Origin of the sequence: Acinetobacter variabilis, assembly GCF_000369625.1 — a bacterium.
GTDB lineage: Bacteria > Pseudomonadota > Gammaproteobacteria > Pseudomonadales > Moraxellaceae > Acinetobacter > Acinetobacter variabilis.
Window position 1 is genome coordinate 393186 of sequence record NZ_KB850111.1, and the last position, 26549, is coordinate 419734.

At 43.4% G+C, this 26549-nt stretch carries 22 protein-coding genes and 2 tRNA genes; 10 read left to right on the forward strand and 14 right to left on the reverse strand.

Features of this window, described 5'->3' with window-relative positions; genetic code table 11:
* Nucleotides 1-41 precede the first annotated feature (41 nt).
* On the forward strand, nucleotides 42-1112 hold the full coding sequence (locus F897_RS01870) for an AraC family transcriptional regulator (protein WP_005232601.1): 1071 nt from the start codon (nucleotides 42-44) through the stop codon (nucleotides 1110-1112).
* Nucleotides 1113-1184: 72 nt separating this feature from the next.
* Here F897_RS01870 and F897_RS01875 read toward each other — a convergent pair whose 3' ends face one another.
* Nucleotides 1185-1430 carry a hypothetical protein gene (locus F897_RS01875; protein ID WP_005232602.1) on the reverse strand — a complete coding sequence of 82 codons (246 nt, stop codon included), beginning with the start codon at nucleotides 1428-1430 and terminating at the stop codon, nucleotides 1185-1187.
* Nucleotides 1431-1515: 85 nt separating this feature from the next.
* Nucleotides 1516-2613, reverse strand: coding sequence for a DNA/RNA non-specific endonuclease (locus tag F897_RS01880; protein ID WP_005232604.1), 1098 nt, complete (start codon nucleotides 2611-2613; stop codon nucleotides 1516-1518).
* 266 nt (nucleotides 2614-2879) lie between these two features.
* Here F897_RS01880 and F897_RS01885 point away from each other — a divergent pair, with 266 nt between their 5' ends.
* A complete protein-coding gene (locus F897_RS01885; RefSeq protein ID WP_005232605.1) occupies nucleotides 2880-3449 on the forward strand; it encodes a hypothetical protein in 570 nt (189 codons plus the stop codon).
* A 68-nt stretch (nucleotides 3450-3517) separates the two neighbouring features.
* Here the strand turns inward: F897_RS01885 and F897_RS01890 are convergent, their stop codons facing one another.
* Nucleotides 3518-5398 (reverse strand): potassium transporter Kup, encoded by a 1881-nt coding sequence (locus F897_RS01890; protein ID WP_005232606.1) that lies wholly within the window; start codon nucleotides 5396-5398, stop codon nucleotides 3518-3520.
* A 121-nt stretch (nucleotides 5399-5519) separates the two neighbouring features.
* Between F897_RS01890 and F897_RS01895 the strand changes: the two genes are divergently transcribed.
* From F897_RS01895 to F897_RS01910, 4 genes are all read left to right on the forward strand, one after another.
* Nucleotides 5520-5610, forward strand: a tRNA-Ser gene (locus F897_RS01895).
* Between the two features lie 205 nt (nucleotides 5611-5815).
* Entirely contained in the window at nucleotides 5816-6016 is a 201-nt protein-coding gene (locus F897_RS01900; RefSeq protein WP_004781578.1) for a hypothetical protein, read from the forward strand.
* A gap of 435 nt (nucleotides 6017-6451) precedes the next feature.
* Nucleotides 6452-6679: a hypothetical protein gene (locus F897_RS01905; protein WP_004781576.1), complete on the forward strand. Its 228-nt coding sequence runs from the start codon at nucleotides 6452-6454 to the stop codon at nucleotides 6677-6679.
* 205 nt (nucleotides 6680-6884) lie between these two features.
* A tRNA-Thr gene (locus F897_RS01910) sits at nucleotides 6885-6960 on the forward strand.
* A 75-nt stretch (nucleotides 6961-7035) separates the two neighbouring features.
* Here F897_RS01910 and F897_RS01915 read toward each other — a convergent pair.
* From F897_RS01915 to F897_RS01935, 5 genes are all read right to left on the reverse strand, one after another.
* Nucleotides 7036-7875 (reverse strand): SAM-dependent methyltransferase, encoded by an 840-nt coding sequence (locus F897_RS01915; protein WP_005232607.1) that lies wholly within the window; start codon nucleotides 7873-7875, stop codon nucleotides 7036-7038.
* Nucleotides 7876-7878: 3 nt separating this feature from the next.
* Nucleotides 7879-9186, reverse strand: a complete 1308-nt coding sequence (locus tag F897_RS01920) for an FAD-dependent oxidoreductase (RefSeq protein ID WP_004781572.1) — start codon at nucleotides 9184-9186, stop codon at nucleotides 7879-7881.
* Between the two features lie 413 nt (nucleotides 9187-9599).
* Nucleotides 9600-10478, reverse strand: coding sequence for a pirin family protein (locus F897_RS01925; protein ID WP_005232608.1), 879 nt, complete (start codon nucleotides 10476-10478; stop codon nucleotides 9600-9602).
* A 246-nt stretch (nucleotides 10479-10724) separates the two neighbouring features.
* Nucleotides 10725-11288 carry an alkyl hydroperoxide reductase subunit C gene (ahpC, locus tag F897_RS01930; RefSeq protein ID WP_005232609.1) on the reverse strand — a complete coding sequence of 188 codons (564 nt, stop codon included), beginning with the start codon at nucleotides 11286-11288 and terminating at the stop codon, nucleotides 10725-10727.
* 151 nt (nucleotides 11289-11439) lie between these two features.
* Nucleotides 11440-12084, reverse strand: a complete 645-nt coding sequence (locus tag F897_RS01935) for a TetR/AcrR family transcriptional regulator (protein WP_005232620.1) — start codon at nucleotides 12082-12084, stop codon at nucleotides 11440-11442.
* A gap of 138 nt (nucleotides 12085-12222) precedes the next feature.
* On the opposite strand from F897_RS01935, the gene F897_RS01940 reads away from it, so the two are divergent.
* The gene (locus F897_RS01940; RefSeq protein ID WP_005232622.1) at nucleotides 12223-12687 is read left to right on the forward strand and encodes a hotdog fold domain-containing protein; all 465 of its coding nucleotides are present in this window, start codon (nucleotides 12223-12225) and stop codon (nucleotides 12685-12687) included.
* A 69-nt stretch (nucleotides 12688-12756) separates the two neighbouring features.
* Here F897_RS01940 and ssb read toward each other — a convergent pair whose 3' ends face one another.
* The 3 genes from ssb to F897_RS01955 form a co-directional block, all read right to left on the reverse strand.
* Nucleotides 12757-13341 (reverse strand): single-stranded DNA-binding protein, encoded by a 585-nt coding sequence (gene ssb / locus F897_RS01945; protein ID WP_005232624.1) that lies wholly within the window; start codon nucleotides 13339-13341, stop codon nucleotides 12757-12759.
* Nucleotides 13342-13392: 51 nt separating this feature from the next.
* Entirely contained in the window at nucleotides 13393-14757 is a 1365-nt protein-coding gene (locus F897_RS01950) for an MFS transporter (RefSeq protein ID WP_005232626.1), read from the reverse strand.
* Nucleotides 14758-14911: 154 nt separating this feature from the next.
* A complete protein-coding gene (locus tag F897_RS01955) occupies nucleotides 14912-16003 on the reverse strand; it encodes a DUF475 domain-containing protein (protein ID WP_005232627.1) in 1092 nt (363 codons plus the stop codon).
* A gap of 222 nt (nucleotides 16004-16225) precedes the next feature.
* Here F897_RS01955 and tenA point away from each other — a divergent pair, with 222 nt between their 5' ends.
* Complete coding sequence (gene tenA / locus F897_RS01960) at nucleotides 16226-16897, forward strand: thiaminase II (RefSeq protein WP_005232629.1); 672 nt, start codon at nucleotides 16226-16228, stop codon at nucleotides 16895-16897.
* A gap of 293 nt (nucleotides 16898-17190) precedes the next feature.
* Nucleotides 17191-20022 carry an excinuclease ABC subunit UvrA gene (gene uvrA, locus F897_RS01965; protein ID WP_005232631.1) on the forward strand — a complete coding sequence of 944 codons (2832 nt, stop codon included), beginning with the start codon at nucleotides 17191-17193 and terminating at the stop codon, nucleotides 20020-20022.
* 74 nt (nucleotides 20023-20096) lie between these two features.
* Here the strand turns inward: uvrA and F897_RS01970 are convergent, their stop codons facing one another.
* Together F897_RS01970 and F897_RS01975 are read right to left on the reverse strand one after the other, a co-directional pair.
* Nucleotides 20097-20564: an HIT family protein gene (locus F897_RS01970; protein ID WP_005232633.1), complete on the reverse strand. Its 468-nt coding sequence runs from the start codon at nucleotides 20562-20564 to the stop codon at nucleotides 20097-20099.
* A gap of 127 nt (nucleotides 20565-20691) precedes the next feature.
* Nucleotides 20692-22401: a GGDEF domain-containing protein gene (locus F897_RS01975; RefSeq protein ID WP_005232635.1), complete on the reverse strand. Its 1710-nt coding sequence runs from the start codon at nucleotides 22399-22401 to the stop codon at nucleotides 20692-20694.
* A 1127-nt stretch (nucleotides 22402-23528) separates the two neighbouring features.
* Between F897_RS01975 and omp33-36 the strand changes: the two genes are divergently transcribed.
* Nucleotides 23529-24425 carry a porin Omp33-36 gene (gene omp33-36 / locus F897_RS01980; RefSeq protein ID WP_005232638.1) on the forward strand — a complete coding sequence of 299 codons (897 nt, stop codon included), beginning with the start codon at nucleotides 23529-23531 and terminating at the stop codon, nucleotides 24423-24425.
* Between the two features lie 64 nt (nucleotides 24426-24489).
* Here omp33-36 and F897_RS01985 read toward each other — a convergent pair whose 3' ends face one another.
* Nucleotides 24490-26454, reverse strand: coding sequence for a BCCT family transporter (locus tag F897_RS01985; RefSeq protein WP_005232640.1), 1965 nt, complete (start codon nucleotides 26452-26454; stop codon nucleotides 24490-24492).
* Between the last annotated feature and the right edge of the window lie 95 nt (nucleotides 26455-26549).

Here is a 26549-nt window from a genome sequence, read left to right on the forward strand (position 1 = left end):
AATATCATTGACAAAAAACGACAGAACAAAAGAATTAAAAAATGCACGTTCCCCAAGATTATGTCGGTTCGGTATATGGTGGTTTAGGACATTTGCTTTTGGACTATTACCAGCTCAAACAACTGGACATTCCCAAGAAATTGTTTGCGATCCAGAACCTGGAGCGTTTTGATTATATTCTCTGGCGTGATCTGCTCAGCCAGCTGGACCAGGAGTTGCAGCGGCCAGCACTCGGCCTGGAAATCGCGCAACTGGTGCAAGCCAAGCATCTGGGTATTATTGGCTATCTGGCATTATCCAGTGAAACGCTGGGCGAAGCCTTTATGCGTTATCATGACTATCATCGCCTGATCTATGATGGCAGTCCCTTACAGGTCAGTCTGGATCGAGATTACCTGTCTATTTCCTGGAGTGAAATTCCGTTTAAAGTGAGTACGCAACTCACAGATGAGATTGCCATCGCGCTCATGACTGAATTTATTCGCTCAAGCATTCTGGACCAGCATCAACTGCATCTGCATGAAGTCCATTTTCAGCATCCGGTCAATAAAAATATTGCGGTCTATGAACAGTATTTCCGCTGCAAGGTCCGTTTCGGTCAGGCCAGAAATCAGGTACTGATTCCTGTGAGTGAAATGTCGACTCCTTTAAAGAAAGGTGATCAGACCTTACAGAAATTACTGATGCAACAGGCAGAAGCGGTGCTGGAAAAACTTCCGAACTCCACCCAGATTGATCAACGCTTGCAACAGGCGATTCTGGTGGGTCTGCAGAAAAATATGTTCCAGATTGAACATATCGCCAAACAGATGAATTTTTCTGTACGTCAGCTACAACGTTACCTGCAAAAACAGGGCCAGACCTATCAGCAGCGTATACAGGAAATCCGCTGCATGATGGCCATGCAATATCTAAAAGATCCTCATCTGAGTTTGCAGGAAATCAGCATGCTGCTTGGCTATTCTGAACAAAGTGCATTTCAGCGTGCCTTCAAGCAATGGACCGCTCAGACACCACAACAATGGCGCTCAGAATATCTGGAAACCCAGGTGCAGGAAAAATTTCTGGACTATCCTGCTACCGCAGAGATTAATGTCCCATATCAGATTTAAAAGTTTGAATAAAATAAAAAAGCTCCTCATCAAAGGAGCTTTTTTCTAGCCGGAATAGTGATTAAGAAATTTCTATAAAAATGGATTTTCAATTTCATCTGCATCATTGCGTTCAATTTTTTCTGGCAGATCCGGTGTTTCTTCGAGCTGCTGCACAATATCATTTAACAGTGCTTGTAAGACTTTGGCTGCCTTGAGACCGGCCTGGTCTTTGGTAATTTGCAGATTGCCATACACACTGACACAGTCCAGATCATTCTCAACTGTCAGGTCATGAATCGCATGCGATTCGGTTCCATTTTCAAATGCTTTAAACATTAATTTCCACTCTGTTTTATTATTGTTACTCACCTGTCTTCAGCATGCTACCTGAAGCCTGCTTTTTACAGCAAGCTCCTTTTCACTATTTCAGCAGCTGCAGTATGTATTGTAGTAAGGCCTCAATCAGCTGTTTAACAATCGTATCCTGGGTATCATGATCGATCCCGTTCTTATTGACTGATGAGCTCGTATTACTTGTACTGGCCGAACTTGAAGCCGACGGTTTGAACTCACGCTGCAATTTTTCCAGATCTTCTTTCGGCACGTCTTCAGCACACTGGCTTTCTGCATCCCAATTCGAATAGGCAATTTTCTGGTTAGCCTTCACAGCATTCGCAGTCAACGGCAGATGATAGGTATTACGTTTCTGTTCTTCAGTTAACTGAGGAAACAGGTTAATGCCAAGCTGCTCTTCCAGATAACAGACACTGACAATGCGAACCTTGAGCGAATTATCATTAGGAGCATAGTAGGCACCAATGGCTCCAGTTTTCGGCATATAGATTGCTTTGTACACGGCAGTTGGTACAATCACACCCTTGCCAATAGTTTTCAGTTTTTTGGCTGCAAAGACAGGCCCAGTCACTACATATACGTCCTGCTTCTGCTTGGTCACAATGGCCCGGGTCGCTTCTTCTAGCTCGCGCCAAACCTGCTGATTGTTCTTTGGTGCCTGCGGAACCATATTGGCCAGCGAGAAACTGTCAGACTGTGAAGCTTTATTTGGCATATCTGCATTTGGCGCCATATGGCCACGGTCATAGCCTGAGCCACGATAGTCAGCCAAAGTCGCACGATGAGCAGCATTTAGTCGTGTTTCTTCATGGAAGTTGTCTTCACGTGGAATTTTCTGGCTCAGACGCTTCGGTGTTAAAGCCTCCGCCACCCACAGTGGCGTTTTGGATACACCCGAATAACCCACATTAAAGCCATTAAAACACAGTGAATAACTGTCTTTTTTCAGGCTGTCTTTCATCAGGTAAGGCGGGATGTCCCGGTAAAACTGTTCCAGACAGCTCGAATTCGATGTAGAAGGCAGAGAAATCCACTGACTGATTTTTTCCTGGCCAAACGCAATCGCAAAACTCCCGGAAGCGACCATTGCCAGGATCACTTTCACGCTATTTTCATTAAAAAACTGAAAAACTGAATTCTTCGACTTACGCTGCTTCTTTGCCATGCTACACGTGCTTTTAAGATCAAAATCGGGGGTTTTGCGAGCTTAACAAGCCATGTATATGAAGTATATCTTACCCCCTTTATTTGCCTAATAATTACACAATCTATCCCTATATTCTTAAATCTTGTAACAAAGTGTCGTTTTTTTAGTGAGCTTTCAACGCGGTTTTTTTACCTTTAAGTAGCTTTGATTGTGACCTCGTCTTGAGTGTGCAAAGCTAATTGACTACTCAAATTACGTACAATTATTAGCAATGGAGTTAATTTATGAATTCCAAACTATCTAACAAACTATCTAAGTTATTAGGTCTCGGAATATTTACAAGTGTGATCAGTGCCGGCGCATTCGCTGAGCCTCCTGTACAAGCGGGTGAAACACTTGAAAGCTTGTCTAAAGCTAAAATTAGTACCACTGTAAATGGTCAGCAAGCCTCACTGGAAAGCCTGGTGAATTCTGGACAGATTCGTCTGGTAAACCAGCCAATGTCTGCACCTGCTCAGCCAGGCCAGCAGCCACAACAATCAATGCCAAATCAGCCAATGCAAACACCAGGTATGCCTAATGCACCTGTTGCACAACCAGAAATGCCGGATACCAATCCGGCTCCAGCCAATCTTGAGTCTGAACCAGCAGCCCCTGCTACAGAACAGGAAATGACTATGGGTGAAGCTGTAGAGCAACCAGCTCTTGAAGAACAGCAAGCTGCTGCACCTGAAGCGGCTGTGATGACTGAGCAAACTGAAATTGCGGTAGAAGCTGAAGCTGATCCTGCGGTAGATGCACCTTTAAACGCAGCCCCTGAAATGCCGGCTGAGACAGAAGCAACAGAACAATAATTTGTTATAAAGCTTTCTAAATTCTCTCCCCTAAAAAAAACCAGAGCCTTGCTCTGGTTTTTTTATTTTTACATCTCGATCTGGCTACCCAGCTCCACTACCCGGTTGGTCGGAATCTGGTAGAAGTCGCTGACTGGACTGGTATTACGCTGCATGGAAACAAACAGTTTTTCCCGCCAGGGTGCCATTCCCTCTCCCACTGTATGCATAATCCGTTCCCGGGAGATAAAGAAACTGATCTGCATCAGGTCATATTCAAAGCCCCATTCTGCATACGCATGCTGCAATGCTTCCGGGATATTAGGCTGATCCTTAAACCCGTAATACATCGTGACTCGATAAAAATGCTCACTGAGTTTTTCTAGTTTGATGCGTTCTTCATCGCCTACAAAAGGAATATCCCGGGTAATAACCGTCACCAGAATATTGCGCTCATGTAGTACCTTGTTGTGCTTGATATTATGCAACATCGCATGCGGTACAATGGTCGGGGTTCCGGTCAGGAAAATCGCTTCACCCGGCACAAACTTGGTGCCTCCACCGATTGAAATACTCTTAATAAACAGGTCAATTGGTAGCGCATCTTTTTCTAGACGGTTCAGGACCAGTGCACGACCATCTTTCCAGGTCATCAGAATCGTAAATAATGCCGCCCCGAGCAGAATCGGTACCCAGCCACCTGATGCAATTTTTAAAGACGTTGAGGCTACAAAAACTAGATCCAGCATCAGGAATGGTGTGGCAAATAACACTACTTTCCAGATTGGCCAGCGCCAGAAACCATAAGCCAGAATACTGATTAAAATGGTACCACACAGCATAGTCATGGTGACTGCGACCCCATAAGCACTCGCTAAGCGGGCACTATTTTCAAAGAGTAAAATCAAAATCACCACAGAAATAAACAGCATCCAGTTAATGAAGGGCAGATAAATCTGGCCACGTTCTTCGGCTGAGGTATGTTTTACGCTCAGACGCGGTAAATAGCGCAGTTGAATGGCCTGATTCACCATGGAGAACACCCCGGTAATCACCGCCTGTGAGGCAATCACAGCAGCTGCCGTCGCCAGACCAATCATTGGATATAAGCCCCATTCCGGAAGTAGCATATAGAAAGGATTTTCCAGTGCTTCAGGACGGCGCAGCAACAGTGCCCCCTGTCCGGCATAATTCAGTAACAGACAGGGCAACACAATAATAAACCAGGCCAGACGAATCGGCAGACGACCAAAATGCCCCATATCGGCATAAATGGCTTCACCGCCAGTCATGGTCAAAATCACGGCCCCCATGGTCAAGAAGGCTACAAAAGGCTGATCGACTACAAAATGATAGGCCCAGTATGGATTCACCATGGCCAGTACTGTCGGGGTTTGGATAATGCTCCACAAACCGAAACCACCAATTGACAGGAACCAGAGTAAGGTCAACGGACCAAAAAATTTGCCCATGGTTCCGGTACCATGACGTTGTACCAGAAAGAGTCCCGCAATAATCCCGATCGATAAAGGCTCTAACCATTGATTAAACACAGGTGTGGCAATACTCAACCCTTCAATCGCAGATAACACAGAAATTGCCGGGGTAATGATCCCGTCACCAAAGAACAGTGATGCCCCAATAAAGCCGAGCGCAATCAGGTAAATTTTCTTGTCATCAGAAATGCGTGTGGTTCGCAAGTTAAGAGCCAGCAAGGACATGATTCCTCCCTCACCGTTGTTATCGGCACGCATGATAATGGTGACGTATTTAAAGCTCACCGTCAGCATGATACACCAGAAAATCAAGGACAAAATGCCCAACACCGAAGCTTCACTAATGGCAAGGTGCGACGTCAGAAAACATTGGCGTAATGCATACAATGGACTGGTCCCAATATCTCCAAAAACAACCCCAAGCGCAGCCAGCGTAATTACCGGGAGAGCTGCTTTCTGTGCAGTGCTTTGCATATATCATCTTCGTTTTTAACAAGCATTTTTGCGAATCATAGCACTGCGCTCAAAGTTTTTCCGCAAATCAATTGTTTCAAGCTTGGCAGACTGGCTTTTTTTCTATATCATCCACGGCCATGGTGAGGTGTCCGAGTGGCTGAAGGAGCACGCCTGGAAAGTGTGTATACGTTTATAGCGTATCGAGGGTTCGAATCCCTCTCTCACCGCCAAGATTCATAAACATGTAATCACATGTTGTAAACGAAGGCTTAAATCTAAAGGATTTGAGCCTTTTTTGTTGCCTAAATTATGAGGTGATGCGTTAAAAATAAAAGAATAACAATACAAGTTACATAAATGATGCCGGATGGCTGTTGAATGACACTGAGGAATATTCGAGCATGATCTTATCTTGGTAAAAAATGATGGATCGCTATGAAAGATGATGAAAAGCCCCTAAATTTTGATGATGATAATGAGCCTCTAGATTTCGAAGATGAAGAGTTCACTGACGATAAAAAAGAGGACGAAATGTACAATCCGATCACTAAGGATGGATCAAGTGTAGATCCTGCAGATGATGGCACACGTCATCTTCGTCCTGAAGATGGTGATCCGCTAGAAGTTGAGCCTTAAGCCCTAGCCCAATTTTATATTGGGCTTTTTTTATAGTCTAAAACCCTAAAAGTAAGCATCTTGGACAGATGAATTAAAAAAGGATAATTCATTTTACTGGTTATTTTTGAGATGAGTATTGCTTGTTTTTTTTTACAGATTTAAAGATGTGAAGATATAGGCTGGGATATATTTAAATAAATTCTTTGGATAAAACCATGATATATCCATTTTTATTACTTTCTTAACTTTATGTTCTTCTTTTAGTTTATTTATATGATGGAGACAAAAACTGGCATAAAAATAGCTTAATTTAATTGTCATCATCGCTATGTTATGGTGGAATCAAAACAGGATAAAAGGAGAATAAAAACCAAAAGATAGAAAACGTTATTGCTTGAGCCTTCCTTATTTGGGTTAGAAAAAAGTGGAAACACTGCTATTCGGAGAGTGGACATGAATAACAGCGCAAACTACATGAAACAGATAAAAAATGCCAAACGCGGTGGTTATACCCCGACAATTGCCAAAGACGTCAACAAACATAAGATTCAAAAAGCCCTAAAACTAATTGAACAGTGGAGAAGTCTCGCTCAAGAACTCAAACCTCAAATGCAGTTTGATATGGCCTTTACTTTAGAGGAATGCGCACAAGACCTGGATCGGATACTCAAAAGCAGATAATTCCCTTTTAACTTATTCATAATAGATTTTAAATATCAGTCCTTTACCCTTGCCCATATCACCGATGTGGGCAATTTCATGATTTAAATGTAGATGCCTGAGTGAAGATGATTCAATGATCAGCATTAAAAAAATGGTTATAAGATTGAACGGTTATTTTTTGGCTTGCGCCCTTAAGAAAAATCTGTAAAATGCACTCCACAACGCCGGCATAGCTCAGTTGGTAGAGCAACTGACTTGTAATCAGTAGGTCCACAGTTCGAATCCGTGTGCCGGCACCATTTTCTTAGCCTCGCTTTTTAGTGAGGCTTTGATGTTTCTGGGCTTGGTATTTTTATCTAGCTTGTCTCTAGTCTTTAGATCGCCTGTGCTGTCACCTGCACATATTTTACAATCCCCTCCTGATATAACTTCTGGCAAAGCTTTGCCGTCATCCGGATTTTAAACTGATCCAGTCCTTTGCCTTTTTGTTTCAAGTTCTTTGAATTTAAATGCTGATTTACATAATTAGCAAAACCTGAAAATACCGCTTCGGACAGATCTTCAACCTGAATATTCTTGAATTCAGAATTTTCCAGACAATGATAAAGCTCATTTTTCGACATCAGGTTTTTTAAATCGACATCGGCGGATTTCAGCAAAAACTGATATTTACGCTTTTGCAGCGCATTCAAGCTGTTCCATTTTTCAGACAAGATCAGATGATGAAAGCCAATCCGTGCATTGGCGTTCAATACACTGCATACCTGTTCGAGAAGTTCGGGAACGGGACTATGATAGGCAGCATCCAGACACAGCACCACATCAAAGCGCTGGGAAAAATGCATGTCGTTTAAACGCAGGAAAGAAGCCGGATAGATGGCATTGAGATCAGGTAAATGCTGTTGAATATTCGCCACACAAGCTGGCTGAAGTTCCACACCGGCCAGATATTGCACCTGATAGTGTTGTTGCCAGTGCAACAGGCTGGCACCTTGGCCACAGCCCAGATCCAGCAATTTGTCTTTTGAATTTAAACCAACCGTTTCTGCCAGATGGTCAGCCAAAGTTCGACAGGCAGCTACATAATCCTGCTGCCCTGCCTGCCAATAACCCAGATTGCTCCAGGGCAACTGCGACTGGTCTCCCAGCAACGATGCATCAATTGCATATTTGTGTTGAGGAAGACGCTGACGAAGTGCCTGAAACCATTGCATCAATCAATAACCGAGTTGGGGTGCTACCTCGATCTTAGGTTTAAGCCCTTCAAATGGCAACGGTGCCCCCATAATTGCGGCAATTTTCATAGCAGATGTCACTGCAGATTCCAGGATTGGCAAACCGTCCGACGACCACGAACCGCAGTAGAAGACTTTACGGTTCATTTCCAGATGACGATGCTGTAATTCTTTATTGAGAGCGATAGTATTGGCATCCACTACCGCACGGGTCAAGGTCACTGAGGAAATCACTTTTTTCGGATCAATCTCAGTCACAGGACGCCAGGTCTGGAATACCGGAGATTTACCCACCAGACTCGGTTCAACCGCATTCAGCCAAACCGTAAATTGCTGACGGGTAAACTTGCGATCCATCATATAGCTGAGTACAGCCCAGTCCTTACGCTTTGGAGGCATCACGCTGCTATCACGGTGAATGACCAATTCGCCCTGTTCGAATTTGAATTTCTTTAACAGCTCTATATCACGGCCAAACTGCTCATGATCCAGGAATTCATCAATATGATTGGTTGGTGTCGCAACCACGACACGATCAAAAGTTTTCGACAAGCCGGCTGCATTTTCTACCAGTACTTTGTCACCCTGCTCTTTCACCGATACGATCGGCACACCACTTTCAATGTGAATGCCTTCAATCAGTTTGTCTACCAAAGCTGGAGTTCCACCCTGCATACGTAACAAGGCATCACCATCCGTTAGCTGACGCAGGAAAATCAATAAAGGTTTGGCTGGCCATTCACCAATGGTTTTCGGGTTACAGGTACAAATGGTATACAGCACCGGCATCACTGCACCATGCCAGAACACTTCTTCAATCTCGTTACGATTGATAAATTCTGCTAGGCTAATGTCCTGATTTTTAGATTTAAAGAATTTTGCCAAGGCTGTTTTGAGCTGTAACAAACCTTTGACCAGACGCCAGCCATATTGCTGGATGCCTTTGCGGTTATTGATAATCGGAATATTGCCAATCCGGCTACGTGACGTGGTTAGCCAGGTTTCTACCCGGTCTTCAAACAGCCAGCTACAGGCCATATAAGTACGTACCGGGTAAGTTTTAATGCCCAGATGAGTCGCCAGACTTAAGGTATTTTTCCACAGATAAGGATTCATCACACGTAAAGGTGCGTCAATGAGGCCTCCTTCAAATTCGAGACTATGACTGTCCATGCCACGACCTTGAAGCGCTTCAAAAATAGTAATGCGATGTCCTGCGTCCTGAAGAATTCTGGCAGTAGCCAGTCCAGCCATGCCACTACCAATTACTGCGATATCCAATCTGATCATCCGTCATTGAAAAACTAAAAGAAATTATGAACCATGCTTTCGGCAAATAGGTTATTAAAATCTTCCAGAATACTTTTTTTTCGTAAGTCTGAGTTAACGTAACTTTACAAATAAATTACATTTTTTGAATAGCAAAGAACGCCTTTATATAGAGTGACTTAAACCTTCATCATATTTAAATATTTCAAAATAAATCTTTAAAAAACAAATGATTTAATTAACCAATTTTTTAATAATCGGTTTACAAAGACCGCAAAACACTCTATAATATGCAGTACAAGAAAGAGATAAATTCATAGAGATAAACAAAATGAATTTATCCCAGAAACTCGTAAAAACGACAAGAAATTCCAGCGCATTAGAAAAAAAGCCTCTGCTTGTGCAGAGGCTTCTTTGTTTTCAGACTGACTGTATTATTCGGCCTGTACCGCGATTTCACCAAATTTACCCTGATTAAAATCTTGAAATGCCTGAATAATTTCTTCCTTTGTATTCATCACAAATGGGCCATAACCTTGAATCGGTTCATTCAGCGGCTCACCGGTCAAGAGCAGAAATTTAGCGTCCTGATCGGCCTGTAGCTGAATTTCAGGATCATCATCGCGCGCAAACATGACAATAGAGCTATCCAGTACTTTTTGACTGCCATTTACCATCAGCTCACCCGCCAGTACAACCAGCAAAGCATTATGTCCGAGAGGTACATGCAACGTAGTTTCATACTCCGCTTTTAGCTCGCCGTCCCAGACATTTACCGGACTAAAGGTATGCGCAGGGCCATGATGACCTCCGAATTCTCCGGCAATCACCCGGATATATCCTGCACCTTCATCCATTTCAATCCGTGGAATCTCAGCTGCAGTAATGGCCTGATAACGTGGCGCGGTCATTTTGTCTTTAGCTGGCAAATTGACCCAGAGTTGAACCATTTCAAACAGGCCGCCCTTTTGAGAAAAATCTGGAGAATGAAATTCTTCATGCACCACTCCGGCACCTGCTGTCATCCACTGTACATCACCGGTCTGTATCGTACCGCCACCACCACTGGAGTCCTGGTGGGTCACTGCACCCTGATAAGCCAAGGTTACAGTTTCAAAGCCACGATGCGGATGTGAACCTACGCCATGCTGCTCAGTAGTTGATGCAAAGTGATACGGCGCTGCATAATCCAGCAACAAAAATGGACTAATAGCCTGCCCCAGACGATCATAAGAAAACAGGTTTTTCACCGGGAAGCCGTCACCGACCCAGTGCATGTTTTGATTACGGTAAACACCAATGACTTTTTTCATCTTTTACTCCTATACGCAATAGGATGAACATGTAGCCATTTTAAGCTTTATCAGCAGTCATCAATACCGTACTTCTAGAATGCAGTATTTCAATTATAAGACGATTCGACTCTTAGATTTCTGTGTAGCTACTTATAACTTTAGCTTTGCTCATAAGACGTTAATTTAAGTAGTCATGGGCAGTAGACAATAAAAAACCCAGCGCTGAGAGCTGGGTTTTTTCAACTTCGATAACGTGTTATCGAATTAGATTTTACCGACCAGGTCGATTGAAGGAGCAAGGGTCGCTTCACCTTCTTTCCATTTTGCAGGACATACTTCACCTGGGTGAGCGTGTACATATTGAGCCGCTTTTACTTTACGAAGCAGTTCTTGCGCGTCACGACCGATACCACCCGCGTTGATTTCAACGATCTGGATTTTACCGTCTGGATCGATCACGAAAGTACCACGATCCGCCAGACCATCAGCTTCAATCAGCACTTCAAAGTTTTTCGCCAAAGTCCAGGTTGGATCGCCGATCATTGGGTACTGGATTTTACCAATCACGTCAGACGTATCATGCCAAGCTTTGTGCGTGAAGTGCGTGTCTGTAGATACTGAGTAGATTTCTACGCCCAGTTTCTGGAATTCAGCATACTGATCAGCAAGATCGCCTAATTCTGTTGGACAAACAAATGTGAAGTCAGCAGGATAGAAGAATACTACAGACCATTTGCCTTTCATGTCTTGCTCAGACACTTCAATAAATTGGCCATTGTGGTAAGCAGTTGCGTTGAATGGCTTAACTTCAGTATTGATTAAACTCATAAGTCTATTCCTATCTATTCGTGAAAGTGTGTGTTCATTTGATGTAGTTAAGAATACGCAAAAACTATCAATAGGTAAAACCGTAACTTTTAATAAAAACTATCGGTTTTTTAGATTTATAATTCCTTGTATTTTTATCTTTCTAATTTGTTTAATCAATTTTGGCGAATTCACTTTCTTGAAAATGCTGTATAGATTTCCAGGCCGATTTTGCTAAGGCTGCTGCATAATGTTTGGGAGAGGTTTGAACTCGACCAGATAACCAGCTCCGGCAATAACTTTCAGTGGGTCCAATGATCAGTGACATAAGCAGTTCCAAGGGAACAGCTTGTAATTGATTGGCATCTATCTGTTGAGCCAACCATTGTTTTAAGTCTTGATTGCGCTGCTGATTCGACTGCTGTAACTCCTTTTTAAAGTCACTGCTTTGAACTGTATGATGCGCAGCATAAAGAAAGCGGGCAAAATCAGGATACGCTACGACCCAATCGATATAACTCTGAATCACCGCCTGTATGCCTTGTTCAATACCCTGAACTTGCGACAAAGCCTGTAAACGCTGCTTCGACTGATCCGTAAGTGCTGCAATATATAGTGCCGCAATGATCCCCTCCTTGTTTTTAAAATGATGGTAGATCGCCCCAATACTGGTATCGGCCTGATCACGGATCATTTCAATCGTAGTCGCAGCAACACCGGTACGCAGAAATTCTGTCAATGCGCATTCCAGAATCTGACGTTTGAGTAAAGCCCGTCTTCCCTTAAGAATCCTTTCCAGCAATTCCATGTTTTGCATTTTTAATATTTAAATCCTCTCTATTTTTAAAAGCAGGCTGGCAGCCTGATGTCTGGTTTTTGTCAGATGCGCCAATACAGAATAATATTCTGTATGAGAATATTATTCTGATTAAAAATAATATACAGGAAGTTATAGATGAGCCAAGCCCTAAAAATCTGGAACAGCTTAGAAAATAAGCCAGCCGGTAAGTATCTTTTTTCTAAATTACTTTGTCTAAAAGCACCTTATTTCGGCAGTATTTCTCCATTGTTTGAAGATTTAAAGCCTGGATATTGCGCAGTGAGCATTAAGAAACATCGTGCTGTGCTGAATCATTTAGGCACTGTACACGCGATTGCCATGTGCAATATGGCTGAACTGGCAGGCGGCACCATGACCGATGCAACCGTTCCAAAGACCCATCGCTGGATTCCCAAGGGTATGCAGGTCGAATATGTCAAAAAAGCCACCACTGACCTAGTTGCGATTGTAACACCCGCCGAGCCTAACTTTATATGGAACGAAGGCAGCGATTATCTGGTCAATGTAGAAATTAAAGATATTGCAGAAGAAGTCGTGTTCCGGGCGGTGATCACGATGTGGGTTTCAGTGAAAAAATAGAAGAACCCAGATATGAAAAACCCGCCAAATGGCGGGTTTTTTTGATGATTTACCTTTCTAATATCGGGATTAAAACGGAAGATCATCATCCAGATCGGCTGCCGGTGCTGCTACTGGAGCAGGTGCAGACTTCGGCGCATAACCACCCTGGTTATTTTGGTTATTGTTGCCATAACCACTGCCCTGATTATTATTAAAACCGCCTTGCTGAGGCGCTGAGCCATAACTACCTTGTGGATTATTGCCATAACCGCCACCCTGGTTATTGTTATTAAAACGTGGCTGGTTAAAACCGTTATCGCCTTGCTCGCCTTGTGGACGACCAGAATCCAGCATTTGCATTTGCTCACCACGGATTTCCGTTGTGTAGCGTTCTTGACCGCTTTGATCTGTCCATTGACGGGTACGTAATGAACCTTCGATATAAACTTTAGAACCTTTGCGCAGATATTGCTGTGCAATTTCACCTAAACGGTTATGCAGCACAATACGGTGCCATTCGGTTTGCTCTTTACGTTCGCCCGTATTTTTATCAGTCCATGAATCGCTGGTTGCGATAGAGAATTGAGTGAGAGAACCACCATTTGGGAAAGTTTTGGTCTCAGGATCTCGACCTAAAGTACCAACTAAAATGACCTTATTAACACCACGCATCAGACGTACACTTCCTATTTATTTCTATATTTTACTTTATAAGAGTTATGTTTAAATGGCTACCTCTTTACCTAACAAGTGCGTTAATTGTTGTCGCGAAACATCATCAACCTGCTGTTTATCGACCTTGACAAAGGCGACTTGCTGTTCAGACATGACCACAACCTCTTCAATACCACGAATCGCTAAAAGTTGAGAAGTCCATTCATCTGTTTGTTTACTCTCTGGCAGACGAAGCACAAGCGATGAAAGATAGCGTGGTTGAGCCAACCCAAAACTCACGAGCAGCCAAATTATAGCAATTGCCGATAAAATACTCCAACCGAGCGAAGTGTTGTTGAGTAACAACAATTGTCCACCGATAATCCCGCCAAAGAATGCGCCCAGGAACTGACTACTGGCATTCACGCCCATCGCAGTGGCTTTGGATTGAATTGGTGCTGCCTTAGATAGCCAAGATGGCAGTAAAGCTTCCATGACGTTAAAGGCAATAAAGAACAGCCCTAATCCACCGATCAGCACATATTTGGATTCAAAGCCAAAAATCATGATCAACAGACCCAGAATAATACCGCCAATCGCTGTCAGGAAAATGCTGCGCATCTTGCGGTATTTCTCTGCCAGTACAATGCTCGGAAAAGCAAAGAACAGACTCACGACCAGCAGCGGCAGATAGACCCAACCATGACTCGATAATGGCAGTTCAGCAACTTCAATCAGTTGCGATGGCACATAAATAAACATCGCTGTAAGTAGCAAATGCAGGGTAAATACCGAGATATGCAGACGGTTCAGGTCCCCCATTTTCAGGACCTGTTTTAGCTGCTCCAGATAGCCCTGCTGAAAATTTTTATGATGACGGGTAACTTTAGGGACCATCAACAACATCGCAATCGCGGCCAATCCCATCACTGTGGTCACCCAGAACAGACCAGAAATGCCGACCAGTCCTGTCACCCATGGCCCCATGGTAAAGGCTACCACAAAGGACAGGCCGATACTCATGCCCATCACCGCCATGGCTTTCATGCGGTTTTCTTCACGGGTCACATCAGCCAATAAGGCCATTACCACCGCTGAAACTGCTCCACCACCCGCAATCGCACGACCGATGATCACACCATAAATAGTGTCAGACATCGCTGCAATTGCGCCACCTAGAGCGAATAGTAGTAAGCCCAAAACCACCAGTGGCTTACGGCTATAGCGGTCTGCAATCAGGCTAAACGGAATCTGCAAAATGGCCTGTGTCAGGCCATAAATCCCCACCGCTAGACCAATCAATGCCGGCGTAGCATATTTATATGACTGCCCTGCTACAGAGAATACAGGGATGATCATAAACAACCCCAGCATGCGCAGTGCGAAAATACTGCTCAGGGCAAAGGTCGAGCGACGTTCTAAGGCATTCATCATAAAGTCTGGCGATCGAGTTAGTTAATCTTGATGCGCAGATTATAGGCCATTCCGCTCAAAGGAATGCATGAATTTTATTTGAAATAAAGATAAGGACTATCTGAAAAATAAAAAAGCGTAGACGGAGCTACGCTTCTGTTCAGTGATCACAGGACTATTTGCCTGCTTTTAATAACTGACGCTTGGTATATTGGATCGAAGCAATGACTGCCCAGATAATGAAAGCTACACCGATCAGACCCGTTATCACTTCAGGAATATGCACACCGGTACTGCTTGCCAGCATGATAAATGCCAGAGCACCAATCGCATAGTGCGCGCCATGTTCCAGATAGATATAGGCATCCAGCGTGCCTTTATCGACCAGGTAAATGGTCATCGAACGCACGAACATCGCACCGATGGCCAAGCCTAACATGATGATTACCACGTCAGATGTAATCGCGAAGGCACCGATTACACCGTCAAAACTGAAAGATGCATCGAGTACTTCCAGATAAAGAAAACCACCAAAGCCAGCTTTTACCACGCCAGTCGGTACACCTTCAGCATCGTGACGAACGGCATTACCCTCTTCGTCTACTTCCGGTTCCCCGCCCAGCATATGGCTTAGGACCTGTACCCCGATATAAATCACGATCCCCCAGATCCCAGCCAGAATAACATCCAGACGTTTCGCTTCTTCAACCTGGAAATCCATGATTAATAAGGCAATCAGGGTAATAAACACTGACATCGCCGGAACGTTCGCCAAATGCGCCAGACGGCGTTCCAGCATGCGGAACCAGTGGGTATCTTTTTCTTCATCCAGGAAGAAGTTCAGGAATACCAGCATCAGGAAAGCGCCACCAAAGGCAGAAATCTCGGCATGATGTGCCATCAGTTTGGCCGAATATTCTTTTGGTGCATTTAAGGCGAGCTGCACCACTTCCATAAAGCCCATATCCGCAGTCACGGCCACAATGACCACCGGGAAAATCAGGCGCATCCCGAAAACTGCAACCAGAATCCCGACTGTCAGGAAAATCATTTTCCAGAAATGATCCCAACCGCGCAGGACGGATGCATTGACAACCGCGTTATCAAACGACAACGACACTTCCATAATCGCCAGAATAGCGGTGATGGTCAGTGCTGTGAACATGGTTTGCAGGCCCGCTTCCGGACCATGGGTAAATCCCCAATAAGCAGACAAACCAAGGCACACGATCGAAAATACGATTGAGAAACCAAAATGTTTCAACATATATATCGACCTTAGATAAATTTCATTAAATGCATTTCTTTAAACGTAGAGAAATACTAAGACTAAAAGTTGTCCCAATTATGAAACTTTTGCCGCATAAACCAAAGCACTTCCTGAACCATTTTTAGGTATTTTCTGCTTTTCAGATTTGCTGATCTTTTAAACAGATTCATCTTTGCTATAGTGCTGGATGTTTTGACTTCAACTGCTAAGGATTTCAGTATGAGTTTCTCTCAAGACGTATGGCAACGTAATCTCGGACTTTATCAAAAGACATTGGCGCTGCCTTTTAACCAGCAACTGGCGCAGGGAACATTAAACCGTGAAGCTTTTAGTCATTATGTAATTCAGGATGCGCATTATTTACTGGCCTATGGTCGTGCGCTGGCGGTCTGTGCAGCCAAAGCTTTTGAAGCAGATGACGTGATCCAGTTTAGTGAAGCCGCTAAAACTGCCATTGTGGTCGAACGTAGCCTGCATGATGGCTTTATGCAGGATTTTGGCATCAGCAAAACCCAATTTGAAAATACACCTTTGACTCTGGCCTGCCATCATTACACCTCTTATTTACAGGCAACGGCTTGGGCAGAAAGTTATCCGGTGGTTCTGGCTGCCCTTTTGCCATGTTTCTGGATCTATGCGGAAGTGGGTAAGGATATTGTCGATAAGGCAGCGCCGAATAATCCGTATCAGGCCTGGATTGATACCTATGCCGGTGAAGATTTTCATACAGCGGTACGCAATGTAATTGCCACTGTGGATCGGGTGGCAGCGCGGGTCGATGCTGATACTCTGGAAAAAATGCATCAGACCTATACCCATGCAGCACGTCTGGAATGGCTGTTCTGGGATAGTGCTTATGAACAACGCCAGTGGCCGGGTCTGGATGATTAATTTTAGTGTCTATTCACTGAGCCCTGTCCAATGCAGGGCTTTTTTATTTTTAAGCCAAACCATAAATGATGAAAAGTGAAGCTAATTTCGATGTAGGTATACATCATAAAATTTAACCCACTAGACGTTTTGAAGAAAGCAAATTCACTCCACGTTTTTACCCAGTTGCTTTAGTACTGATCTTTTGACCAATATCCGACACAACTTGACGTTTAAAATACTTTTATTTGCACTTGAACATTTTTCATTCGGTATCATATAAAGGTTTTTGATGAATTTTCTAGGATCATTGCATGAGCCAAAGTCACATCCGTATTCGAGGTGCACGTACCCACAACCTGAAAAATGTGAACCTTGATATTCCACGCGACAAGTTTGTGGTGATTACGGGACTGTCTGGTTCAGGTAAGTCCTCACTGGCATTCGATACGTTATATGCGGAAGGTCAACGCCGTTATGTAGAATCTCTGTCTGCCTACGCGCGTCAATTCCTTTCGCAAATGGAAAAGCCGGAAGTTGATTCGATTGAGGGCTTAAGCCCGGCCATTGCTATCGAACAGAAATCGACTAGCCATAATCCGCGTTCGACTGTAGGTACCATTACCGAAATCTATGACTATTTACGTCTGCTCTATGCACGCGTAGGTACACCTTACTGTCCGGAACACGACCTGCCTATGGTGGCACAGACCGTAACTGAAATGGTCGATGCGGTTAAAGAACTGGAAGAAGGTACTGCACTGTTATTGCTAGCGCCTGTCGTGCGTGAACGTAAGGGTGAGTACACAGCGCTATTTGAACAACTGCAAAGCCAAGGCTTTGTACGTGCACGTGTCGATGGCGAGATCATGGAAATTGATCCGCCACCCGAGTTGGACAAAAAGAAAAAACATACTATTGAAGTCGTGGTTGACCGCTTTAAGGTCCGTGATGATCTCGGTAACCGGATTGCAGAAAGTTTTGAAACTGCACTGCGTCTCGGTGGTGATATCGCGATTTTGTCTTGGATGAAAGGCGAAAATGATGATCGCGTGTTTTCTGCCAAACACTCCTGTCCGGAATGTGACCGCGCTGTGGCTGAACTGGAGCCACGCCTGTTTTCATTTAACAATCCCTTCGGTGCCTGCCCGGTCTGTGATGGTCTGGGCACCCGTAGCCATTTCAGTGCGGACAAATTGATTCCCAATCAGGAGGTCAGCATCAGCCAGGGTGCGATTCGTGGCTGGGACCGTCAGCGTCCATATTATTATGGCATGCTGCAAAAAGTAGCTGAGCATTTTGGCTTTTCTCTGGAAACGCCTTGGAATGAACTGGATGCCAATACCAAGAAGAAATTCCTGTACGGTACCGGCAAAGAAAAAATTGACCTGAGCTATATTGATGAACGTGGTCGTCGTCATAACCGGGTGATGCCCTTTGAAGGTATTTTGCCGCATCTGGAACGTCGTTACCGCGAAACCGAAAGTAATTATGTCCGTGATGATCTGGCGCAGTATCTATCCAATGCCGCTTGTGATGCTTGTGATGGTTCACGTCTGAATGAAATCTCGCGTAATGTGAAAATTCTGGACAAAACCATTGCCGACGTTACCCGCATGTCGATTGGTGATGCAGAAAGCTATTATCAGGGGATTAATCTGGAAGGTGCCCGCGGTGAAATTGCGGACAAGATTTTTAAGGAAATTCGTGAACGCCTGCACTTTCTGGTATCAGTCGGTCTGAACTATTTGAGCCTGTCCCGTTCTGCTGAAACCCTGTCTGGTGGTGAAGCACAGCGTATCCGTCTGGCCTCACAAATTGGTGCTGGTCTCATGGGCGTGATGTATGTGCTGGATGAACCTTCGATTGGTCTGCATCAGCGTGATAATGATCGCCTGTTACAAACCCTGATTCGTCTACGTGACCTCGGTAATACTGTTTTAGTGGTCGAACATGATGAAGATGCCATTCGTGCAGCAGACCATATTATTGATATTGGTCCGGGTGCCGGTGTGCATGGTGGCCATGTGATTGCAGAAGGAACTTATCAGGAACTCGCTGAAAACAAAGATTCCCTGACGGGTAAATATCTGTCTGGCAAACTGAAAATTGAAGTACCGAAAAAACGGGTTCAGCCACCAAAACCGGAAGAACAGATCAAATTGATGGGTGCTGCCGGGCATAACCTGAAGAAAGTCGATCTGACCATTCCATTGGGAATCATGACTTGTGTCACCGGTGTTTCAGGTTCTGGCAAATCTACGTTGATTAACCGGACTCTGTTGCCACTGGCAGCGACTCAGCTGAATGGTGCAACCACGCTGACTGCCGAGAAGTTTGATTCAATTGATGGTCTGCAATTTCTGGATAAAGTGGTTGATATTGACCAGAGCCCGATTGGTCGTACGCCACGTTCGAACCCAGCAACTTATACCGGTTTGTTTACTCCAATTCGTGAACTGTTTTCACAGACTACGGAAGCCAAAGCGCGTGGTTATACCGCTGGCCGTTTCTCGTTTAACGTGAAAGGCGGACGCTGTGAGGCCTGTGAAGGTGATGGCATGATCAAGGTAGCGATGCACTTTCTGCCGGATATGTATGTGCCGTGTGACGCCTGTCATGGCAAGCGTTATAACCGTGAAACGCTGGAAGTGAACTACAAAGGTAAGAATATTTCCGATGTATTACAGATGACCGTTGAAGATGCCATGCATTTCTTTGATGCGATTCCAGTGATTCATCGTCGTCTGGAAACTTTGCATCAGGTTGGTCTGGGCTATATCCGTCTGGGTCAGTCAGCGACCACTCTTTCTGGCGGTGAAGCGCAGCGTGTCAAGCTGGCGCGTGAACTGGCTAAACGCGATACCGGTCAAACCCTGTATATTCTGGATGAACCGACCACAGGTCTACATTTTCATGATATTGCCAAACTGCTGGATATCTTGCATCAGCTCCGTGACAAGGGCAATACCATCGTGGTGATTGAGCATAACCTGGACGTGATTAAAACTGCCGACTGGGTCGTGGACTTAGGCCCTGAAGGTGGGTCGGGTGGCGGTATGATTGTCGCGGAAGGTACGCCTGAACAGGTCGTGAAAGTCAAAGCCTCACATACCGGGAAATTCTTAAAGCCATTATTAAAATAATTTAATCCTCCCCAACCCTCCTTTTTCAAAGGAGGGAGAGCTCCTCTTTTAAAAAGAGGGGCTTTTATTTTTGACTATGCGATTGAGCGAATATTTGCAGCCAATTGTGCCAGCGTTTGATCATCCGCCCTTCGACCATCATGTGATGAAATATAGCCCTCATAAGCATCAAAATACTTATCAATCGAAGAATTAATTGGCTGCCAGTTTTCATGGGTATTTTTAGTCTGATGTATTGGAAATAGCTTTGCATGCACATGATCGACACCAAATCCCTCGAACCCCATTGCTGTTCGGCCAACGTCATCAAAATAACGATCCAATTTTAGGGCTACCTGCTTGGTATATAAAACCAGATTTTTCAGCACCTGGTCACTCAGTTCAAAGGCATAGCTGGAATAATGCTGTTTTGGAATCACTACGCTTGCGCCTAATGTATTGGGAAATATAGTAAGAAACGCCATAAAATCATCATTTTCATCGATTAAATGACATGGCAATTCCCCTTTTACCATTTGACAGAAAATACAATTTTTACTCATTTTAAGATCCCCTAAATTTTTATATTTTTTAAAAATTTCAGTGAAATTTACTTTATTTTTTAACAATATAAACTATAAAAGTTATGACTCTTCAGAATGTTTAGCTTAAAAAATTCAGTTAATTGGCTTAAACCTCAGCCACGACATTGCGTCCTTTCGCTTTAGCCTTAAATAGCGCCTCATCGGCCTGTTCCAGTAACGCAATCCATGACTCTGCGCCAATCGCCACCCCAATACTCACCGATACATGAATATCTTCATCAGCTGAGGTCAGAATAGAATGCTCAGCGACTTCAGTCCGGATTTTATTCGCCAGCATGAAAGCATGCTGCATCTCGATATTTTCAATCAGGACCAGAAATTCGTCTCCGCCATAGCGAACCAGTAGATCCGAAGCTCGAATATTGGCTTTTAAGCGCTCTGCAACCAGCTGAATCACCTGATCACCAATAATATGCCCATATTGATCATTTACCTGTTTGAAGTGATCCATATCAATAATCATCAGGCAGGTTCGCTTAAACTGGGTCGGATGCGTTTCCATAAAACGGATATATTCATCGAGCGCAAAACGGTTAGCCAGTCCGGTCAGGGAATCAGAATGGGCAATATTTTTCAGTCGAAACTCTAATGCTTCACGCTCTTGCAGCGTATGCTGCAGTTTTTGAATTGCTGTAAATAAGGATTCAGTAGGCCGGTCTGTTTTTAGTTTTGATTGTGCTTGCTTCCGTTCAGATCCAGTAGACAAATCAAATAAAATTTTACGTGCGCGAATTAAAGGAATAAAGATGCGTTTACGCGCAAAAATCATGGTCAAAATTGCCGTAATCAGGGAAATTCCAGATAAGGCCACCGTCCAGATCAAATGATTCAGACTGTGGCGCATTTCCTTAATCGCCACATCTTTGGTGTATTGCAGTAAATAGTTCTGCAAATCAATCACTGTTGTAAATTTATCTACAATGGCTTCAGTCAGCTGAGTTCCAGTTAAATAATAAGGACGCTGTTGTCGACTATCTTCAATCAGTCGCTCCACAATCGGTAAACCTTGCTGAATAAATTCAGTACCGACCCGTTGATGTAAACGAATAAATTCATCGGTTTTGTCCTGAACAGGCTGTAGCGTATCAATAATATCCCAGAGGTAGCGTACCTGATGCTGGACCTGCAAGGAACGGGTAATGTTTTGCTCTGGAATCTGGGTTCCAAATGTCACATGTGCCATGACATTTGACGCTACCCGACCCGATTGATCCCTGAGATCAGATAAAAATAGGATTTCACTCATGTAATTATCCAAACGGGCAGATGGAGTCGCAGAGGCAATCACTACCCCTTTCAGAATTTTACGACTACTATCCCAGGCACTAAACATGGCAAGAATGGCCTGATCCATTTCCTGTGCAGTACGTTCCGGGCGAGGTATCTGAGTATAGAGATCGACCTGCTTACGCCCATATTGCAGACTAGGCTTTAACTCAGATAAAAGTTGCTGGCTTAGGTGATTAAAACCGACCTGATCGAGTGCCTGAGCTGTCATCTGCATCTGTTGATCGACTTCCTGACGGTAATCGCTTAACTCCTGCTGATGTTTGGCAAATTCCTCAACCGAACTGGACATAACTTTGTTGGCGGGTGCCCGTTCACGGGAGATTTTATTGGCGAGATCGGTGACCTGTTGTAAGGCATCAAGCTGCTGATAGGTTTGTTTTGATTTCAAATAATGTTGAGTACTATCAATAATCAAGGGAATACAAATACACAATAAACATAAAATAATGATCGACATCGACCAGTACAGATGTTTGCTGATTTTCTCAGAGCGCAAAGTATTCATCTTGATTTTTAGTCCTTCACATAGATCAAGGACTCCCCATTTAATAGTAGATAGATTATACAAATAAACACCTACTCATCATCAATATTTCTTCCCAATTACGTTGATTTTCAGAAGGTTTTTCTTATGTTCTTAAAGGTTTTAGCTCTTTATATTTTCAGGATTTTCTATTTGTTATCACTAAAACATAAATAGGAATGAAAATTTCATAATTTAAAATATAAGAAAATTAAAAAACTCGCTTTCTGAACTATTTACACGTGCAACAATTAGGTGCATAATGCACCGCATTAGGGCGAGTTAAATTATTCCTCAGCAGATTTTTTGATTTACCCGCAAATTTTGGCGAAAAAACCTCAATTCTTTATAGAAATTGAGGTTTTTTTTTGCAATTTTATAGAACAAGACTATTTTTAAATCGAATTAACGCACCATTAAGGTGCATTAAAGAGTCATCTTTGACGGCTTTCTATACTTGTTCTTTCATCTTCTTTTATGAAGTAATCCGTAAACTGAGATTTCCAGAAAATTTAGGTAAAAAAAAGCCCAACCTTGGGGAAAGCTGGGCCGATAAAAACAAAAATATGTGGAGAATCAGGCTAAATCACTATGAAAGTGTGAACTCTAACTTGATTTTCATATTATGTAAAATTCCCCCCAAAATGTAAAGTCGATTGCTTCAGTCAAGATTATAAAACATGCCCATCTAGCTTAAAAAACAGACATTCATTCTGAAGCTCGAGCTGATTATGCTCTAAAATTAAGCAATCCAGTCATAGACATGTTGCACCAAACATCTTGCACTTCTTGACACATTTATGAATTAGCTCACTGATTATTAATTGTTTTAATAGATTATTAAATTAAAATTGATCGTACTAAGTGATTTAAATAATCACACAATTTCTCCTTAATTTTTAGTCAAAATCTATATTTAAATTCTAGCTTTTTGTTATACAAGAGTTTTTATCTAAAATGGCTTCCGAGCGTGATACTTGAATTTTATACAAAATTAATACAATGATTTAGCTTAAAAAAATAGCGATTTCGAATTGGATTGACTTAATAAATTGTCACAATACAATACGTTCCTGTTGTACATCTTTTGTAACAAAATGGTAAATATCATGAAAAAACTCGGTTTAGCCACTGCTTTATTATTAGCCATGACCGGTGCTCAAGCATATCAATTCGAAGTTCAAGGTCAATCAGAGTTCATCGACAACACTGTAAATGACAAAGATTTCACTGGTGCTGTTCAAGGTACTTACTACTTCAAAGATGTAGACGCTTCTAAAGGTCCTTTAGCTGAAGCTGCTTTCATCAACCAGGCATCTAACGTTTCTGCTGCTTATACATATGGCGAATATGATGTAGATGCTGATGATAGAGACCAGACTTCTCATACTTTCGGTGTGAAAGGTGAAGCTTACATCCCAACTAAAGTTGTTCCTGCTTATGCAAGCGCTTCTTATAGCCATACAATTACTGATGGTAAAGGTGGCCAAAATGATGACAATGGCGACCGTTATGCATTAGAAGTAGGTGTACTCCCTATTCCTAACTTCCTGGTAGCTGTAGGTTACACAAGCGTTGCAGACCAAACTTCTTATGACGCTTTCAACATGTTCAACAACGGCGTTGCTAAAGCTGCTCTTGAGTCTCGCACAATCGATGAAGACCAAGATGCAATCACTGCTCGTACTAAATATGTAGGCGCAATTGACGGCACTAACATGTCACTTGGCTTCGAAAGCGGCTTGGTTTATGGTGAAGATACTGCTTACAACCTAGGTACTACTTTGTACATCAACCCTAAATTAAGCGTTGGTGCATCTTATATGGAATCTAGCTACGCTAATTCTCCAGACAAAGCTTGGGGCGCAAACGTAAACTACTTCATCACTCCAGCAGTTGCTGTAGGTGCTAGTTATGTGAACTCAAACTACGAAGCAAATCTTGCTCAAAATGCTGTAGTTCGTGATACACAAACTGTAGGCTTAAATGCTAAATTCCGTTTCTAATTTCTGAATTAGTGATTGAATAAAAAAAGGACGCATCAGCGTCCTTTTTTATTGGATCAAATATTTATTCTGGAGAACGGACCAGACTTAAAAAGTGCAGATGACGTTCATATTGGTCAATGATGTCCTGGATTAAATCTTCCTGAGTCCATTCCATCACATCATAGTTTTGTCCTCCTTCCCTTAAAAAGACTTCTGCCTGATAAGACTGCGGAGAATCTGCATCCGGCATAAAGCTCGGTGCTAAAGTTTGGGTAGCAATGACCTGATAAATGAAGTTCATTTCATTCTGATGATCGACACGTAACTCGATCCCATCTTCCAGTTTAAAGATTTTCACCTGGATGTGACGACGTTTCAGTTCAGCCTGAAAACTGTTATAGGCTTTGCTGACCACCGTATCAATATAATCACGTACTTCATCATGCGTATGCGGATAATGCATAATTAAACCGAGTCGCTGTTGCCAGCTACGCGGGTTCTGAATGGCTCGTGGGGTAATGCGTGCAGCTTGTAGCGCATGCATTTTCGTTACATCCAGATGCAGGGCCTTAATCAGTCCCCAGCAAATCAGCAGCATAATGAATGTGAACGGTAAGGCACTCATAATCGTAGCCGACTGCAAGGCTTCCAGCCCGCCTGCCAGCAACAGAATGATGGCCAATAAAGCCATTAACACGGTCCAGAACAGACGCTGCCAGGTCGGTGAATTCTCGGTTTTAGCAGTGAGATAATCCGTGACTAATGATCCTGAATCTGCTGAAGTGACAAAGAACAGAATAACCAATACCGTAGCGATAATACTGGTGACTGAATTAAATGGCAGATTACCTAAAAATTCGAACAGCGCTACAGAGGAGTCACGTTGTACTGCTTCAAGCAGATTGGTATTGGCTTCATGCATGATGCTGAATAATGCAGCATTACCCATAAAGCCCATCCAGATCAGGGTAAATCCGGTAGGAATCAGTAGAACCCCAACAATAAACTCGCGGATACTGCGGCCTTCGGATACTCGGGCAATAAACATCCCGACAAATGGCGACCAGGAAATCCACCAGGCCCAATACATAATGGTCCAGCCACCAATCCAGCCACTAGGCTGATAGGCATACAGATTAAAGGTCATGCTAAACAGATTAGAGACATACTGGCCGGCATTTTGGATGGTGGTCTGCAGAAGATAGATGCTTGGACCGGCAACAAAAACAAAGATGAGTAGCAGTAAGGCAAGCAGCAGATTCAGTTCAGCTAGGCGTTTGATGCCCTTATCCAAACCAAAAAATACGGACATTGATGCCATTACAGTGACGGCAATAATCAAAATGACCTGAGTACTGGGGGTCTGCTCAACTCCAAATAGGTAATTCAGACCCGAATTAATCTGAGTCACCCCAAAACCTAAAGTTGTCGCAACCCCAAATACTGTCCCTAAGGTGGCAAAAGTATCTACCCCGTCTCCGATTGGGCCATGAATCCGGTTGCCGATCAGTGGATATAAGGCGGAGCGAACTTTTAAAGGCAGATTATGTCGATACGCAAAATAGGCCAATGACAGACCCACAATGGTGTAAATCGCCCAGGCATGCAGGCCCCAGTGGAAGAAAGTCACGCGAATAGCTTGCTGCGCGGCCAGTACAGTTTCTGGTTCACCAGCAGGCGGTGTGACATAATGCATAACCGGTTCTGCAACACCGAAAAACATCAGGCCGATCCCCATGCCTGCGGTAAACAGCATGGCAAACCAGGATGCCTGGCTGTATTTTGGCTGACTATGGTCGGGCCCGAGTTTGATTTTCCCCATATCAGACAGGGCAATATAAATCAGGACAATCAGAAAGATCGCCACGGAGAGGACGTAAAACCAGCTAAATGAAGTGGTAATCCACGCATTCATTTGCTTGGTCAACAGGTCAAATGAATCAGGTGCCAGTATTACCAGTCCCAAAAAAATGGCGATAATCACCACTGTACTAATGAAGACATTCGGATTGATATTGGCAAACCAGGATGAAGGTTTGGAAGGCATAGATCCCCCATTTTTTTAATAGATTGAATGCCGGGAGGCTTGAATCATTATTGATAAGTAAAAACATTCTGATCGAGAGAATTACGATCAAAGAT

Coding starts and splice junctions, on each gene's coding strand:
- F897_RS01870 (WP_005232601.1), top strand. CDS start 42: ATGCACGTTCCCCAAGATTATGTCGGTTCGGTATATGGTGGTTTAGGA.
- F897_RS01985 (WP_005232640.1), bottom strand. CDS start 26,454: ATGCCTTCCAAACCTTCATCCTGGTTTGCCAATATCAATCCGAATGTC.
- F897_RS01940 (WP_005232622.1), top strand. CDS start 12,223: ATGAGCCAAGCCCTAAAAATCTGGAACAGCTTAGAAAATAAGCCAGCC.
- F897_RS01935 (WP_005232620.1), bottom strand. CDS start 12,084: ATGCAAAACATGGAATTGCTGGAAAGGATTCTTAAGGGAAGACGGGCT.
- ahpC (WP_005232609.1), bottom strand. CDS start 11,288: ATGAGTTTAATCAATACTGAAGTTAAGCCATTCAACGCAACTGCTTAC.
- F897_RS01925 (WP_005232608.1), bottom strand. CDS start 10,478: ATGAAAAAAGTCATTGGTGTTTACCGTAATCAAAACATGCACTGGGTC.
- F897_RS01890 (WP_005232606.1), bottom strand. CDS start 5,398: ATGCAAAGCACTGCACAGAAAGCAGCTCTCCCGGTAATTACGCTGGCT.
- F897_RS01950 (WP_005232626.1), bottom strand. CDS start 14,757: ATGATGAATGCCTTAGAACGTCGCTCGACCTTTGCCCTGAGCAGTATT.
- F897_RS01880 (WP_005232604.1), bottom strand. CDS start 2,613: ATGGCAAAGAAGCAGCGTAAGTCGAAGAATTCAGTTTTTCAGTTTTTT.
- F897_RS01975 (WP_005232635.1), bottom strand. CDS start 22,401: ATGAATACTTTGCGCTCTGAGAAAATCAGCAAACATCTGTACTGGTCG.
- F897_RS01885 (WP_005232605.1), top strand. CDS start 2,880: ATGAATTCCAAACTATCTAACAAACTATCTAAGTTATTAGGTCTCGGA.
- F897_RS01875 (WP_005232602.1), bottom strand. CDS start 1,430: ATGTTTAAAGCATTTGAAAATGGAACCGAATCGCATGCGATTCATGAC.
- omp33-36 (WP_005232638.1), top strand. CDS start 23,529: ATGAAAAAACTCGGTTTAGCCACTGCTTTATTATTAGCCATGACCGGT.
- F897_RS01905 (WP_004781576.1), top strand. CDS start 6,452: ATGAATAACAGCGCAAACTACATGAAACAGATAAAAAATGCCAAACGC.
- ssb (WP_005232624.1), bottom strand. CDS start 13,341: ATGCGTGGTGTTAATAAGGTCATTTTAGTTGGTACTTTAGGTCGAGAT.
- tenA (WP_005232629.1), top strand. CDS start 16,226: ATGAGTTTCTCTCAAGACGTATGGCAACGTAATCTCGGACTTTATCAA.
- F897_RS01920 (WP_004781572.1), bottom strand. CDS start 9,186: ATGATCAGATTGGATATCGCAGTAATTGGTAGTGGCATGGCTGGACTG.
- uvrA (WP_005232631.1), top strand. CDS start 17,191: ATGAGCCAAAGTCACATCCGTATTCGAGGTGCACGTACCCACAACCTG.
- F897_RS01900 (WP_004781578.1), top strand. CDS start 5,816: ATGAAAGATGATGAAAAGCCCCTAAATTTTGATGATGATAATGAGCCT.
- F897_RS01915 (WP_005232607.1), bottom strand. CDS start 7,875: ATGCAATGGTTTCAGGCACTTCGTCAGCGTCTTCCTCAACACAAATAT.
- F897_RS01955 (WP_005232627.1), bottom strand. CDS start 16,003: ATGTTGAAACATTTTGGTTTCTCAATCGTATTTTCGATCGTGTGCCTT.
- F897_RS01970 (WP_005232633.1), bottom strand. CDS start 20,564: ATGAGTAAAAATTGTATTTTCTGTCAAATGGTAAAAGGGGAATTGCCA.